This window comes from Bacillus paranthracis (assembly GCF_024296885.1).
Lineage (GTDB): Bacteria > Bacillota > Bacilli > Bacillales > Bacillaceae_G > Bacillus_A > Bacillus_A paranthracis.
The window spans coordinates 4,077,696-4,091,989 of the sequence record NZ_CP101135.1; the positions used below are offsets into that span (position 1 = coordinate 4,077,696).

15 protein-coding genes are annotated in these 14,294 nt (G+C 35.1%); 8 read left to right on the forward strand and 7 right to left on the reverse strand.

Features of this window, described 5'->3' with window-relative positions; translation table 11 throughout:
• Positions 1 to 23: 23 nt before the first annotated feature.
• Positions 24 to 173, reverse strand: a complete 150-nt coding sequence (rpmG, locus tag NLJ82_RS21115; protein ID WP_001265617.1) for a 50S ribosomal protein L33 — start codon at positions 171 to 173, stop codon at positions 24 to 26.
• 338 nt (positions 174 to 511) lie between these two features.
• Between rpmG and NLJ82_RS21120 the strand changes: the two genes are divergently transcribed.
• On the forward strand, positions 512 to 1,162 hold the full coding sequence (locus NLJ82_RS21120; RefSeq protein WP_000456217.1) for a GTP pyrophosphokinase: 651 nt from the start codon (positions 512 to 514) through the stop codon (positions 1,160 to 1,162).
• Positions 1,163 to 1,216: 54 nt separating this feature from the next.
• Here NLJ82_RS21120 and NLJ82_RS21125 read toward each other — a convergent pair whose 3' ends face one another.
• Together NLJ82_RS21125 and NLJ82_RS21130 are read right to left on the reverse strand one after the other, a co-directional pair.
• The gene (locus tag NLJ82_RS21125) at positions 1,217 to 1,681 is read right to left on the reverse strand and encodes a hypothetical protein (RefSeq protein ID WP_001201014.1); all 465 of its coding nucleotides are present in this window, start codon (positions 1,679 to 1,681) and stop codon (positions 1,217 to 1,219) included.
• Between the two features lie 54 nt (positions 1,682 to 1,735).
• Entirely contained in the window at positions 1,736 to 3,121 is a 1,386-nt protein-coding gene (locus NLJ82_RS21130; protein WP_000714927.1) for an alkaline phosphatase, read from the reverse strand.
• 261 nt (positions 3,122 to 3,382) lie between these two features.
• On the opposite strand from NLJ82_RS21130, the gene NLJ82_RS21135 reads away from it, so the two are divergent.
• Both NLJ82_RS21135 and NLJ82_RS21140 read left to right on the forward strand, forming a co-directional pair.
• Positions 3,383 to 4,216: a GNAT family N-acetyltransferase gene (locus tag NLJ82_RS21135; RefSeq protein ID WP_000691513.1), complete on the forward strand. Its 834-nt coding sequence runs from the start codon at positions 3,383 to 3,385 to the stop codon at positions 4,214 to 4,216.
• 15 nt (positions 4,217 to 4,231) lie between these two features.
• Entirely contained in the window at positions 4,232 to 5,116 is an 885-nt protein-coding gene (locus NLJ82_RS21140; RefSeq protein WP_000819828.1) for an alpha/beta fold hydrolase, read from the forward strand.
• Positions 5,117 to 5,152: 36 nt separating this feature from the next.
• Here NLJ82_RS21140 and NLJ82_RS21145 read toward each other — a convergent pair whose 3' ends face one another.
• The 3 genes from NLJ82_RS21145 to NLJ82_RS21155 all read right to left on the reverse strand — a co-directional run bounded on the left by NLJ82_RS21145 (position 5,153) and on the right by NLJ82_RS21155 (position 7,076).
• Complete coding sequence (locus NLJ82_RS21145) at positions 5,153 to 5,653, reverse strand: DoxX family protein (RefSeq protein WP_000236600.1); 501 nt, start codon at positions 5,651 to 5,653, stop codon at positions 5,153 to 5,155.
• A gap of 265 nt (positions 5,654 to 5,918) precedes the next feature.
• Positions 5,919 to 6,455, reverse strand: coding sequence for a hypothetical protein (locus tag NLJ82_RS21150; protein ID WP_000267387.1), 537 nt, complete (start codon positions 6,453 to 6,455; stop codon positions 5,919 to 5,921).
• A gap of 18 nt (positions 6,456 to 6,473) precedes the next feature.
• A complete protein-coding gene (locus tag NLJ82_RS21155; RefSeq protein WP_000766606.1) occupies positions 6,474 to 7,076 on the reverse strand; it encodes a histidine phosphatase family protein in 603 nt (200 codons plus the stop codon).
• 170 nt (positions 7,077 to 7,246) lie between these two features.
• Between NLJ82_RS21155 and NLJ82_RS21160 the strand changes: the two genes are divergently transcribed.
• Positions 7,247 to 7,585 carry a hypothetical protein gene (locus NLJ82_RS21160; protein WP_000871756.1) on the forward strand — a complete coding sequence of 113 codons (339 nt, stop codon included), beginning with the start codon at positions 7,247 to 7,249 and terminating at the stop codon, positions 7,583 to 7,585.
• Between the two features lie 75 nt (positions 7,586 to 7,660).
• Positions 7,661 to 7,783, forward strand: coding sequence for a DUF4023 domain-containing protein (locus tag NLJ82_RS21165; protein WP_000071861.1), 123 nt, complete (start codon positions 7,661 to 7,663; stop codon positions 7,781 to 7,783).
• A gap of 47 nt (positions 7,784 to 7,830) precedes the next feature.
• On the opposite strand, the gene NLJ82_RS21170 is transcribed toward NLJ82_RS21165, so the two are convergent.
• Positions 7,831 to 9,063 (reverse strand): eIF2A-related protein, encoded by a 1,233-nt coding sequence (locus NLJ82_RS21170; protein WP_000819448.1) that lies wholly within the window; start codon positions 9,061 to 9,063, stop codon positions 7,831 to 7,833.
• A 228-nt stretch (positions 9,064 to 9,291) separates the two neighbouring features.
• Between NLJ82_RS21170 and NLJ82_RS21175 the strand changes: the two genes are divergently transcribed.
• The 3 genes from NLJ82_RS21175 (at position 9,292) to NLJ82_RS21185 (ending at position 14,286) form a co-directional block, all read left to right on the forward strand.
• Positions 9,292 to 12,045, forward strand: coding sequence for a S8 family serine peptidase (locus NLJ82_RS21175; RefSeq protein WP_000754187.1), 2,754 nt, complete (start codon positions 9,292 to 9,294; stop codon positions 12,043 to 12,045).
• Positions 12,046 to 12,236: 191 nt separating this feature from the next.
• Complete coding sequence (locus tag NLJ82_RS21180; RefSeq protein WP_000163098.1) at positions 12,237 to 13,991, forward strand: aromatic amino acid hydroxylase; 1,755 nt, start codon at positions 12,237 to 12,239, stop codon at positions 13,989 to 13,991.
• Positions 13,972 to 14,286, forward strand: a complete 315-nt coding sequence (locus tag NLJ82_RS21185; protein ID WP_000979545.1) for a 4a-hydroxytetrahydrobiopterin dehydratase — start codon at positions 13,972 to 13,974, stop codon at positions 14,284 to 14,286. Before NLJ82_RS21180 ends, NLJ82_RS21185 begins: the two co-directional genes overlap by 20 nt.
• Positions 14,287 to 14,294 lie beyond the last annotated feature (8 nt).

Below are 14,294 nucleotides of genomic sequence, written 5' to 3' on the forward strand. Positions count from 1 at the left end.
AGACTAGAGATATCTCTAGTCTTCTACTTCGTTTCACGATGTAACGTTACTCGCTTTAATCGTGGACAATATTTTTTTAGTTCGATGCGCTCTGGATTGTTTCGTTTATTTTTTTTAGAAATATAATTACGATCACCGCACTCTGTACAAGCTAATGTAATATTTACACGCATATGTAATTCTCCTTTCTTTTAAAGATCGCAAACTAAAACGTAATGATTACGATTTAAATATTATATAACTTCATTCTATTTGTCAATTGCAAAAAAAGACAAAAAGCTGAAACAATTAGTTCATACGAAATTCACACGAATCTATTACTATAGGAATTGTACATAGTGAATTTATTAACAATCACGTTTATTCATATAGAATTTTTATTGGAAAGGAGTTGAAAGTATGAAAACTAAATATCGCTTTATGATCTCATCATTTGCTGCTTGCGCCTACATGATTTGGTGTTTAGTATAATAACAACCTCACTTGTAAATAGGAAAAGGTGTGTATATAAATGGAATATAATCAATCAACAGTTAACTACTGGAAAGCTTTTGTACTACCATATACATTTGCTTTAGAAGAGTTAAAAACTAAATTTGAAATTATGAACCGGGAAGCCCAATTTTTAGAGGATTACAACCCGTTTGAACATATAAAAACAAGATTAAAACAACCTGAAAGTATTATTAAAAAACTTGAGCGTAAAAATTTATTACCGACAGTTGAAAATGCGCAAACGCATTTACAAGACATCATTGGCATTCGTATTACATGTTGCTTCGTAGAAGATATCTATCATTTGAAAGAAGTCATTCAAAAGCGTGAAGATATGGAAATCATAGAGGTAAAAGATTATATCGCTAATCCAAAACAAAATGGATATAAAAGTTTACACATGATTATTAAATATCCTTTATCACTGAATTCTGGTACAAAAGAAGTCTTTGCAGAAATTCAGTTACGTACGCTCGCAATGGACTTTTGGGCAAGTTTAGAACATAAACTTTATTATAAATATGAAGGAAAAATACCTGAGTATTTAAAAGATGAACTACATGATGCCGCAATGAAAGCTGAAGATCTTGATAATAAAATGGCAACCATTCGCCAAGATATTGATGATATCGAAGCATGCTCAGATCAAATTATGTTACCACTATAAAAAAAGGTTCTCGTCAATGAGAACCTTTTTGCGCTATTTACGGAAAATTTCACTTTATTTCTTCTCTATCGTGCGAACCTCTTCAATTTTCCAGCCATCCTCTTCTTTTCCAAGTGCATACTGTACTTTTTTCTGAAGAGTGATTTCTCCATCTATTTCCTTTTCTTTTGTTTCAACAACAACATATCCTGGTTTACTAGCTTTTATGTCTATATGTTCCAATTCAATTTTTTTATTTCCCTTTTGAAAAGCTGCTTCTTTTTGCGTTTTTAAGTCTTCAGCACTAGGCATGTTCTTTGAAAATAACTCCATATGTTCAGTAAGATTTTTTTCATTTGTCGTCCGTACAAATTTCTCTATCACACCTTGAATCGTTTTCTCTTCTTCTTTCGTTATTTGTACCTTTCCTTCAGCTTTTGTAGTAGCTTTTTGTTCTATCTGATTCTCTTTGGATTGACATCCAACTAGCAATAATACACCTATTAGAAAGGGTCCTATCCCCCTGAAAAAAGCTCTCATCTTCCCATCTCCTAAAAAGAAAAGTGAGGCATTTCGCCTCACTTTCGTTTATAATTAGCGTCTTCCTTTATTCGGGTCGCCACCGCCAACAATATCAAAGACACGTTTCGCGATATTTGTATTCTCTTGAACGCCAGAGAACAAGTATTTACCAGGGCCAAATGCATATACGTTTACATCTTCTCCTGTATGTCCACCTGTTGTCCATCCTGTAACCGAACGCTTATTGAAAATATCTTCAATCGCATTATCAATCTTTGTTACATCTTTTGAAGGAGCAATATCATTTACCGCTTTAATTTCTTCAGGTGTTAATTGTAAATCAATATATTTTTTCAATGTTTCTTCTACATTTGCACCGTTTGCAATCTCATTTGCCATAAAGTCTGGTGTGCGTTTTGCAGCTTTAATTGGATCTACTTTAAAGTTATACTCACCATTTGCACCTAAAGATAATCCACCAGTAGCGTGGTCTGCCGTTGCAATAACTAACGTATTTTTATCTTTTTTCGCAAACTCAATCGCAGCTTTAAATGCTTTTTCAAAGTCTTCCATTTCACTCATTGCACCAACGATATCATTATCGTGTCCTGCCCAGTCAATTTGACTTCCTTCAACCATTAAAAAGAAACCTTTTTTATTTTTGTTCAAACGCTCAATTGCTGCATTTGTCATTTCTTCTAATGAAGGTGTCTTCTCATTGCGGTCAATCATTTTATCTAAACCGCCTGGTGCAAATAAACCAAGAATTTGATCATTTTTATCATTTAACAATTGATCTCGATCTGTTACGTAACTATAACCAGATTTCTTAAATTCTTCTGTAAGATTGCGATCTTTTCTAACAAAGTTTTTTACGCCGCCGCCAAGCATAACATCTACTTTATGCTTCCCTTTAATTTTCTCATCAAAATAATCATTTGCAATTGCGTCCATATTTTTACGACTAATGTCATGCGCACCGAAAGCAGCTGGTGTTGCATGTGTAATTTCAGAAGTAGCAACTAGTCCTGTTGATTTCCCCTTTTCTTTCGCTTGTTCAAGAACAGTCTTCACTTCTGCTTTATCATTATCAACTGCAATTGCCGCATTATATGTTTTAATTCCTGCTGACATAGCTGTTGCTGCAGATGCAGAGTCTGTGATATTTTCATGTTCATCTTCTGGATATGTCTTTTGTGTTCCTACAAGATGTTTATCAAACTCTGTAGATTCCATCTCAAAAGTTTTTGGATTATCTTTCATATAACGGTGAGCTGTCATATATGAAGGGCCCATACCATCCCCAATTAATACAATGACATTTTTAATCTTTGCATTGCTTCCGTTCTCATCTGCACTCACTTCACTAGAACGTGTAAAATTCCATGTTGCTACCGAAGTAACTGCTAATGATGCCACAACTGCAAATGGCCATGCTTTTTTCACAAACTTTTTCACTGTCTTGTCCCCCTAATTAGGTTATTCATTTCCCACTATCAAATTTAATAGAAGACTATTAAGAGAAAATTAGTTATATGTAAATTTTTTGTTAACTTATGTAAATATCAGTTATAATTTGTATAAGTTTGTCTTTTCATATCAACCATCTTCACCTTTACAATCAAAATATAAACAAGTTGGATTTCATTTAACGTAAATCTCTTATTTAACATTTTCCATCTACTTTTATGCAAATTAATAGAAATGTGGTGAGCATTTATGAAAATAATAAAGCTTGATGAATCTTTTATTTTTGATTTACTCGACCTTTGTAAAGCTATTGGATGGTTACAAAATAAAGCATTTATGAAAAAACAATTCGAAATGTATCTTTCTCTCGGTACACTTGTCGGTTATATGCATGAAAATAAACTGATTGCAGCTGGAGGAGTCTTTTCTTTTAAAGAAAGTTTTTCTACTATTGGCATGTTAATCGTCCATCCTCATTTTCAAAGACAAGGCATCGGGCGTATTTTGCTTAATCACTGCTTAGAACACACTCTTACAAAACAACCAATTGCACTTATTGCAACAAAAGCTGGCGAGCCTCTGTATACATCATGCGGATTTCAAACAGTAACGACGATTCATCGTTTTGAAAAACAAACTACTAAGACACATATCACTCATACAAAACAAATAAAAGAAAAAGATCTTATATCGCTTATTTCCCTCGATCAAATTACAACTGGTGCCGATCGTTCTTTACTTTATTCATTACTATTACCAAGAACGAGCCACTCTTTTAAAATTGAGAGACATAACTGTATAGAAGCTTTTTCCTTATGCATACAAAAAGATAATATATTATGTATCAATCCACTTATCGCCAAAAGAGAAGAAGATGCTATTCAATTACTACAAAACATATGTGAATGTTGGAATGGTACAGTAAGAATTGATGTCCCACATTCACAATTTTCATTTCGCAAATTTCTTCAAATAGAAAATTTCCAAGAAACGCTCCTTTCACCTCTTATGATAAAAAATGGTAGCGAACTTCCTGGAAATCGTAATATGCTATTTGCTATGATAGATACAGCGTTATGTTAGAAAGGGGACACCTAATTGAAGCGATTTAGCTATTTTATGGTAGGTTGTCTTACTCTTACACTATTAGTAGGATGTAGTGCAGCAGAAAAGCCAGTAGAACAAGTAAAACAAGTTAAAAATACACTTACAGCAAAACTAGCTACCGAGGAAAAAATGGTAGAAATAGATGGTCAAACCATTTACTTCAAAAAGATTGGCAATGAAAAACCACCTTTACTTATGATCCATGGATTTGGAGGATCGTCAGATGGTTTTCAAAAGATTTACTCAGACTTAGCAAAAGATCATACAATTATTTCTGTAGATGCTTTAGGATTCGGGCGCTCATCTAAGCCGATGGATTTTTATTATTCTTTCCCAACTCATGCAAATTTGTATTATAAATTAATGAAAAAACTAGGTTACGATTCGTTTGCAATATTGGGCCACTCAATGGGCGGAGAAATTTCTCTTAATTTAACATATTTATATCCAGAATCCGTTACCCACCTTATTTTAACTGATGCTACGGGCGGTCCTCATACACTCGTTAATAAACAAGGATCACCAAGACCACAGTTGTCGACTGATTTAAATACCGTTTCTGCCATTGCAGATTATGATGAGAGCAAAGTGAAATTTAAACGTAATGATGAAGAGCATTACAATAAAATGAAATTATGGCCTAGACGTCTTCAAATCAACGCAAATGAAATAAAACAACCGACCTTAATTATATGGGGAAGAAATGATAGTAGCGTTTCGTGGAAAGAAGGAGAAACGTATCATCAATTCTTAAAAAATAGCACTTTCCATATTATCGAGAAAGGCTATCACGCACCATTTCGTCAGGAACCACAGGAGTTTGTAGGGTATGTGAAAGATTTCTTTGGCAAAAACCCTATAATAACTGAAAAATAAACGGGTATCTCATTTTGAGATACCCGCTTTCATATATTAAGCAGCTTGCTTTTGGCGTTTTTGAGTTTTTGAACCTAATACTTTTGGAATAACGAAACCATCTATTCCAAATTTCCCAGCGTTCATACCGGACACAAGAACAAACATAGATAAGATAACCATTTCAGGGTTCACACCAATTGACCCACTAAACATATAGGAAAAGTTCATTACAAGACCGAAAAAGACCGCTGTTTTTGTTAAACAGCCTACAATTAAACCAATTCCGACTAAAATTTCTCCCCACGTTACAAGTGTATTAAATAGATCAACGTTTGGAATTGCGAAATCTTGTAAAAATGATGCCCACCAAGATTGAACAGCCGGTTGTGCTCCTTTAGATTTTTCAATTGCACCTTGTAAATAACCCGTTGCATCGAATCCTTTCCCTTGTAGTTTTCCAATTCCAGCCATTAACCATGTGTAACCAAGATACACTCGAATTACCGCTAACACAAAAGAAACTGCTTTGTTTTCTCTTAAAAATTGAATAACCATATATTCCTCCTAAATTTGTAATTAAGTTAGTTACAAGTTATAAAATAACATTAGTTACTTATTTTTTAAAATGTTAATTATGAATAATTCGTGAAATGTGTAGGAAACATCAAAAACTAACGTTTATATAGTAACTTTTATTACCTGTAAAAACTTGAACATATCATACCATAAGTGATAATGGTTTTCATTGAAGAAAATGTAAAAAAAATGTGAGTTAAATGTGAAACACGTTTATTCGAATATAGAATAAACGTGTTTCACACTACTTATATAATCGAAATGTATGTGTCTCTTTATCAATTAACCGTGCTTCTTCAAAAGCCTCTCCTAACGTTTTTTCATGGTTAATAAGCCCGTAAAATAAGCGTATTGTAAACATAAGTGCTGCATTTGCATCTACATAATCTATCGATCCAATATACGATTTCGCTCCACTGCGTAAAAAAGATTCTGCTAGTTTTTTCTCCCCTAACGTACACCCGCTATTCACAATATTTGTATTATGCAATTTTGCATATTTATAAATTTCTTCTGCACCAAAGTATCCGCTCGGTTCATCTTGTTCATATATATCTTCACCTAACTCTTCCATGACAAACTTGCCTTCCTCACCATGAAAGCAAAAGACGACATAATTAATATCGTTATATAAACCCTTTCCAGAAAGAATATCGATGAATTCTTTCGGTCTACTAATCCAGTACGTTATAACTTTCGCCCCAAAGTATTCAAGTGATGCTCGGATTGATTGTGCCTCTAAATCAGAATTAAAGCCAACTACTAGTGCAACATTCCACATACACCCACCATCCTATAATTAGATCTCCTCAATCAAAATTTTAAGGGATACATCCATTTCATATATACCCGTTTCTTGCAAAAAATCAGCTCTAGTTAAAACGACTTTTTGTAAATATTGCCGATACGCAGTAATTGTCCCGTCGTGAGATACAATGCAAATTCTTTCAGCGCCTAGCTGACAACACCAAAGAAGAAATTCATCTACGATTTGCTGAAAACGATTCTCTGGAATAGTATTTATACCTTCCGTCCATAGCTGTTTATTTGTACTTTTCTCTATCAGAAAATGTGGAAATAAATTTGTTATTACCCCCTGATCTACTATGTGGTCACATGGTAATGTTTTTGCTCCTTCTCGATAAGGAAAAATACGTGGGGATGCATATGGATGGACGATTTTTTGACAAGCTACTTTCTCACTCCATATCGCCGCCGTTTGTAAAGTTCTAATTGTAGGGCTAGCGATTAATATATCCGTTTCCTGTAATGGTACATTGTATTGAATGAATCCAGCCTGATTCCTTCCCTCATCCGTTAATGGTGGATGAAGCACTTTTAAACTTGCCGGCAAATCTTTTGTATGTTCTCCTTCACCGTGCCGAACAAAGATGAGTTTCATACCCATCCTCCTCTCACTATAAAATCCTCTTACATATTTCTTCCCTATTCCATCCTTTATTCCTGCTATATGAAACATCGATATGTAAAAAATATTTGACACAACGAATTGGAAAACATTACAATTATATGTGTAAAATACTTTTTACAAGAGAGAGGAGAAACATGCATATGAAATGGCTAACCATCTTAATTGGCATGATTATATGGGGATATATAAACGGATTTTTTAGCAGTGATAAAACTGCTAACCCTTGGATTACAGATGATGAACGCGAAACAAAAATTAAGCAAAAGGCAATCATTGCAAGCTGGTCCGGTGTTTTTATGTTTTGTACCATTAATCTCTTAAACAAATGGTTAGGTATAGAAACGAGTAATACATCACCATACTTACCAACTTCTGTCGCAACTATTTTAAAAGAAAATGTAGAGTTACAAATTTTATTTATGCTATTTATTACGTATGGCATATTTTACGTATACTATCGAAGAAAATTAAGCGCTTAACTTTTTATCTCATGATTATCCTCCTAAATGGTTATAGTAATTAGGACAAGATGAAAGGAAAGGAGCGATAGAAAAATGAGTAACTCGAATGACTTTTTAGATACACTGCATGAAAAACAAGCAAAAGATGAACAAAATAGAAAACGTCAGGGAAACGGAAACCCAGCGAAAAAGAAGCCAAATAAAACGCATAAATAATAATAAAAAATCTGCTTAAAATTATCTTTTAGGCAGATTTTTTATTGTTATTTCACCGATATAACATTTCCCCAATTCCATTTCTCATAATACCACTCTGGTACATCTATATTTTCAATCCACTTCATTTCATGCTTTCCATCTCTATGAGCAAGCCATACATCTGCTTTCTTACGGTCTGAACGTATCCATATTAATTGATTGCTCTTCTTCATAAAGATTGGATGATAATCACCCTGCTTATGAGGTGGCTTTGTGATTCGATGCTGTACATTGCTTGTACTATCAACCTCATATAAAGATGGTAGTGGCCTTTTTTCTGGCAATGTTTCAAATCCTCCCTCTTTTGCTCGAGAGACGATAATTACGTTATCGTTCTTCCATGCAAAATCCCAATCAACATATCCTTGCGGCGTAAATGTGTTCTGCTGAAGTGCTGGCAGTTCTTTTACTTTTAAATGTTTATTCTCTAACGCAACTCTCCCGCTTCCTTCAATATAGGCCAATATATTGTTGGCTGGCGCCCATTTGAACCATTGTGTGTTTAATAACATTTGATCTACCTTTTCAAAACGACTACCATCTGCACGAACTAAGCAAAGCGTATTGCTATCAGCTGACCATGAAGCTGTCGGTACTGCTAAAAATGAAATCCACTTTTGATCTGGCGACCACTGAAAGCCACTTGCAACTAATGCTAGGAAATCATCATGTTCATTTGGTAATGCATACAAATGCTTCATTTTGTGAGGATTCATATGTGCATCTTTTTGCACTTCATATAGCTGAGCCCCTGTCCATCCTGTTGGAAGTAAGTGTGCTTCAGAGGATACAAAAAACTTCTTTCCATCAGGATACCATGCATAATCTCCTACACCTGCCGATACATTTTCAAAATCTGTATTCTTTTTTTCTACATCAAATGTATGTAATGTACCTGTAAATATAAATGCAATTATATTTTCTGTTGGTGACCATTGATAATTCGATGCTTCTGAGTGAAACGGCGTAACTTTCTTTCCATCTTTCAGCCGATATAACTCAAGACTACCTTGTTTCTTTCCTTTTACATATGCCAGCCACTCTCCATCATGAGACCACTTTGGCCCTGTTATATACTCTCCTTTTGTAAGTTGTTTTTCTTTTCCATCAACTTTAATCCAGAGGTCATGATGACGAATAAAAGCAATTTTCGCTTCATTATTTTCTGCGCTACTATTAATGGATGAACATAAAAATACGACTAACATTGTACCAACGCTTACTATGAACCGTTTCATAACACCCCTCCATTTCCCTCATAGCATTCCTCAATGTCCACCTACAATATGTAAAAAATACCCATTCGACATAATCAGAAAAAATTTCCCAAGAAATTTTAAATTCATAGAGGATTGGTATGAATTATGTCGAAAATATAGTTTAGCTAACATCCGATTATGTAATTCCAAATCAATTTGTAAGATTACTTTTCGGAATATTAGCACTTTTTATTAGGGGGAGTTTCAATGAAAAAAACTACATCTACACTATTAAGTATGGCGCTCGTCTTTTCCAGTTTTGGAACTTTAAGCGCACATGCTGAATCGCTGCAAAAGGAGAAACAATTTAGTCCACAGTTAAAAGCGAACATTGAACAATGGGGAGAAAACAAAATTGCGCAAAATGTTGAAACAAAAACATCAAAAGAAATTTCTGTCATTGTAGAATTACAACATGCTCCACTCGCTTCACAAAGTAACATTCAGCATGCTCCAGATTTACAAAATAATCATGCACAGTCTTATCATACCGAGCTTAAAAAAGCACAAGAAGATACGACTAAGAAAATAAAAGAAAAAGCACCTGGTGCAAAAATTAAAGAAGTGTATAATACGTTATTTTCTGGATTCTCTATTTCAGTTCCTGGAGATCAAATTACCGCTCTTGCTTCTTTACCCGAAGTAAAAGCAGTCTACCCGAACTTAACATATAAATTACATGAAACATCAAAAAGCACTACTAATGAAGAGGCACCAAATATCGGCGGACCGACAATTGGTGCAACTGAAGCATGGAATTTAAAAGACCCATCTGGCAAACCGCTTGATGGAAAAGGTATGAAAGTAGCGATTATCGACTCTGGTGTAGACTATACACACCCTGACTTAAAAGCAAATTATATCGGTGGATATGACACAGTTGATGAAGATAACGATCCAATGGATGGTAACGTACATGGTACTCATGTAGCTGGAATTATTGCTGGTAACGGAAAAATTAAAGGCGTTGCTCCAAATGCTTCTATTCTAGCCTATCGTGTAATGAATGATGGTGGAACTGGTACAACAGAAGATATCATTCAAGGTATTGAACGAGCAATCCAAGACGGTGCTGACGTTTTAAATTTATCTCTTGGACAAAGCTTAAATACACCTGATCAGCCTGTAACATTAACATTAGAACGTGCAGCAAAACTTGGGGTTACTGCAGTTGTTTCAAATGGAAATGATGGCCCACATCCTTGGTCTGTTGATGCACCTGGAAATGCAAGCAGCGTTATATCAGTTGGAGCATCTACTGTTTCTATTCCGTTTCCAACGTTCCAAGTAGCTGGTTCCAGCAAAACATATCAAGGGTTACCGTTATCAAAGTCCGATTTCCCAATAGGAAATGATTCCCCTCTTGTATACGTTGGCTATGGTAATCCAAGTGATTATGCAAAACAAGATGTGAAAGGGAAATTTGCACTTGTTTTACAAGGTACTTCTAGTACGTTAGTAAAAGCAGAACAAGCGAAACAAGCTGGTGCAGTTGGTGTACTATTCATTTCTACAGAAAAAGAAATCAATATTATGCCAGAATATTTTATGCGTGAAAATCTAGCCCTTCCAGTTATGCAATTATCAAATATAAACGGTGAAGAGTTGAAAAACTTAATTACAAAGCGTAAGAAAAATATAAAAATTGGCCAACCAAATCCAACCGAATTGATTGCTAACTTCAGTTCCAGAGGTCCGTCACAAGGAAGTTGGCTTATAAAACCAGATATAATTGCACCTGGCGTACAAATTACGAGTACAGTACCGAGAGGCGGCTATGAATCTCATAATGGTACAAGTATGGCTGCTCCACAAGTAGCTGGAGCGGTTGCCCTCTTGCGTCAAATGCATCCTGATTGGACGACAGAGCAATTAAAAGCATCCCTTGCCAATACCGCAAAAACTTTAAAAGATGTGAATGAAAATACATATCCTATTATGACACAAGGATCTGGTTTAATTAACATCCCGAAAGCAGCTCAAACAGATGTATTAGTCAAACCTAACAATGTGAGCTTCGGTCTTATTAAGCCAAACAGTGGTAAAGTAAAACTGACGCAAAATATTACGTTACAAAATCTATCTAGTAAAAAGAAAAGTTTTTCAACTCGTGTGGAATTGCTAGATACAAACACAAAAACAAAAGTAAAAACTTCTGTACCTTCATCGATTAGCATACAGCCGAATAGTAGTACCGAAAAACCATTTACTATCACTGTCGATAGTTCGCTACCCCAAGGTGTCTATACTGGAAATGTGTATATAAAAGAACAAGGTAAGAAGGAAGAAACTCGCATTCCATTTACATTTAGTATCGATCCTAAAGATTACAAACGTATAGATGGACTCGAAATTATTAATTCTACATTTAGTCCAAATGGTGACCAAATATTAGACGATAATCTCATCAACTACTATTTAGTTGCACCTGTGGATGATGTAACATTGCATGCAAATTTAGTTACAAAAGAACGTGTAACGTACCAAGGGATTATCCATCAAGCTAAAAATGAAACAGCTGGATATAAACCTTTCAAATGGGATGGTACAAAAGCAGATGGTACTCCGTTAGCTGACGGTCTATACCAAATCGAAGCAGTTGCCTCTAATTCTGGTGGGGAAACAAAACAAACAGCTGCTGTATTTCTTGATAGAACTGCACCTAAGTTAACATACGAAATTGACCAAGAAAACCTTGTAATCACAGGAAAAGTGGATGATATCTTACTAGATTGGATGACAGAATCTGGTTGGGTAGCACCTGGAACTCCAGTGAGACTACAGTATGAAATCAACGGAAATGGTGTATGGGAAAGTGCATTCCTAAATCCTTGGGAGAAAAATTACGGCATTTATTTAGATCGTACTCAATTACAAGAAGGTAAAAATATAATTCACATTGTAGCAACAGATGCAGCTGGAAATACATCTAATTTAAATGTTGATTTAGATGTGAAATAAGGTAGTAACCCGATTCTTTCGCCCCTATCGGATTTTCCGATAGGGGCTTTTTCTATTTCTCACAGAAACAAATGTTAAATAATTCCGAATCTTATGATAAAATTTTATAAGCGCTTACAATTTTGAAAGGGGGTGATACAAGCTATACGAAACCGATACTTAATTTTATTTAAAAAAAGGAGGATGTCTAAATGACAAAGAAAAGAGAAATTCCATCGCATTTAAAACCATTCGTATCCACACAGCATTATGATCAATACACACCGGTGAATCACGCTGTGTGGCGTTACATTATGAGACAAAATCATAGTTTCTTAAAAGACGTTGCTCATCCAGCCTATGTAAACGGATTACAATCATCTGGTATTAATATAGATGCAATTCCAAAGGTAGAAGAAATGAATGAGTGTTTAGCACCAAGCGGCTGGGGTGCTGTAACGATTGACGGGCTTATTCCTGGCGTAGCCTTCTTCGATTTTCAAGGACACGGATTATTACCAATCGCAACAGATATTCGCAAAGTAGAAAACATCGAGTATACACCTGCTCCAGATATTGTACACGAAGCTGCAGGACACGCACCTATTTTACTTGATCCTACATATGCAAAATATGTGAAACGATTTGGACAAATTGGTGCAAAAGCTTTCTCTACAAAAGAAGAACATGATGCATTCGAAGCTGTTCGTACATTAACGATTGTAAAGGAAAGCCCTACTTCTACTCCTGATGAAGTTACAGCTGCTGAAAATAATGTACTTGAAAAACAAAAGTTAGTTTCTGGCTTATCAGAAGCAGAACAAATTTCACGTCTTTTCTGGTGGACAGTAGAATATGGATTAATCGGAAATATAGATGCTCCAAAAATATATGGTGCTGGTCTCCTTTCTTCTGTTGGCGAAAGCAAACATTGCTTAACAGACGCTGTAGAAAAGGTTCCATTCTCTATAGAGGCATGTACAAGTACAACTTATGACGTAACAAAAATGCAACCACAACTATTTGTTTGCGAATCATTTGAAGAATTAACAGAAGCACTTGAGAAATTCTCTGAAACGATGGCCTTTAAAACAGGTGGTAAAGAAGGATTAGAAAAAGCAATTCGCTCTGAAAATCATGCAACTGCTGAATTAAATAGCGGATTACAAATTACAGGCACATTTACCGAGACAATTGAAAACGATGCAGGCGAATTGATTTACATGCGAACGAATTCGCCAACAGCATTAGCAATTCACAATAAACAACTAGCGAATCATTCTACGTCTGTACACAGTGACGGGTTTGGAACACCAATTGGATTACTCACTGAAAATATTGCATTAGAAAATTGTACAGATGAACAATTACAATCATTAGGAATTACAATCGGAAATAAAGCAGCATTTACTTTTGCAAGTGGTATTCATGTAAAAGGAACAGTAACAGATATTGTAAAAAACGATAAAAAAATTGCGCTTATTTCCTTTATCAATTGCACAGTTACTTATAACGACCGCGTTTTATTTGATGCTTCATGGGGCTCATTTGATATGGCTGTTGGTTCAACAATCACTTCGGTATTCCCAGGTGCCGCAGATGCTGCAGCATTTTTCCCAATGGATGAAGAAATCCAAGAAATTCCTGCTCCACTTGTACTGAATGAACTTGAACGTATGTATCAAACCGTTCGCGATATCCGAAATGAAGGTATTTTACACGACGCGCATATCGAGCAATTAGTAGCAATTCAAGAAGTATTAAATAAATTGTATCCGAAAGAATGGTTACTTCGCCTTGAAATATTAGAATTGCTTTTAGAGCATAACAAAGGGCATGAAACATCAGCAGCATTATTACAACAACTTTCTACTTTCACAACGGATGAAGCTGTAACACGTCTTATTAACAATGGTCTTACGCTACTTCCAGTAAAGGATGTGAAAAATGATGCTACGATTAACTGAAGAGGAAGTTCAAGAAGAATTATTGAGGTTAGATAAATGGGTAGTAAAAGATGAAAAATGGATTGAAAGAAAATATATGTTTTCCGACTACTTAAAAGGAGTCGAATTTGTCTCTGAAGCCGCCAAACTATCAGAAGAACATAATCACCACCCATTTATCCTTATCCAGTATAAAGCAGTCATTATTACTTTGTCATCTTGGAATGCAAAAGGTTTAACGAAACTCGATTTTGAGCTTGCGAAGCAATTTGATGAACTATTTGTCCAAAATGAAAAAGCCATTATAAGAAAGTAAAAAGGAGA

Excerpts from the sequence above, each read along its gene's own strand:
- NLJ82_RS21170 (WP_000819448.1), bottom strand. The coding sequence starts at position 9,063 with ATGAAACGGTTCATAGTAAGCGTTGGTACAATGTTAGTCGTATTTTTA.
- NLJ82_RS21125 (WP_001201014.1), bottom strand. The coding sequence starts at position 1,681 with ATGAGAGCTTTTTTCAGGGGGATAGGACCCTTTCTAATAGGTGTATTA.
- NLJ82_RS21185 (WP_000979545.1), top strand. The coding sequence starts at position 13,972 with ATGATGCTACGATTAACTGAAGAGGAAGTTCAAGAAGAATTATTGAGG.
- NLJ82_RS21160 (WP_000871756.1), top strand. The coding sequence starts at position 7,247 with ATGAAATGGCTAACCATCTTAATTGGCATGATTATATGGGGATATATA.
- NLJ82_RS21165 (WP_000071861.1), top strand. The coding sequence starts at position 7,661 with ATGAGTAACTCGAATGACTTTTTAGATACACTGCATGAAAAACAAGCA.
- NLJ82_RS21180 (WP_000163098.1), top strand. The coding sequence starts at position 12,237 with ATGACAAAGAAAAGAGAAATTCCATCGCATTTAAAACCATTCGTATCC.
- NLJ82_RS21175 (WP_000754187.1), top strand. The coding sequence starts at position 9,292 with ATGAAAAAAACTACATCTACACTATTAAGTATGGCGCTCGTCTTTTCC.
- NLJ82_RS21155 (WP_000766606.1), bottom strand. The coding sequence starts at position 7,076 with ATGAAACTCATCTTTGTTCGGCACGGTGAAGGAGAACATACAAAAGAT.
- NLJ82_RS21145 (WP_000236600.1), bottom strand. The coding sequence starts at position 5,653 with ATGGTTATTCAATTTTTAAGAGAAAACAAAGCAGTTTCTTTTGTGTTA.
- NLJ82_RS21150 (WP_000267387.1), bottom strand. The coding sequence starts at position 6,455 with ATGTGGAATGTTGCACTAGTAGTTGGCTTTAATTCTGATTTAGAGGCA.
- NLJ82_RS21135 (WP_000691513.1), top strand. The coding sequence starts at position 3,383 with ATGAAAATAATAAAGCTTGATGAATCTTTTATTTTTGATTTACTCGAC.
- rpmG (WP_001265617.1), bottom strand. The coding sequence starts at position 173 with ATGCGTGTAAATATTACATTAGCTTGTACAGAGTGCGGTGATCGTAAT.
- NLJ82_RS21120 (WP_000456217.1), top strand. The coding sequence starts at position 512 with ATGGAATATAATCAATCAACAGTTAACTACTGGAAAGCTTTTGTACTA.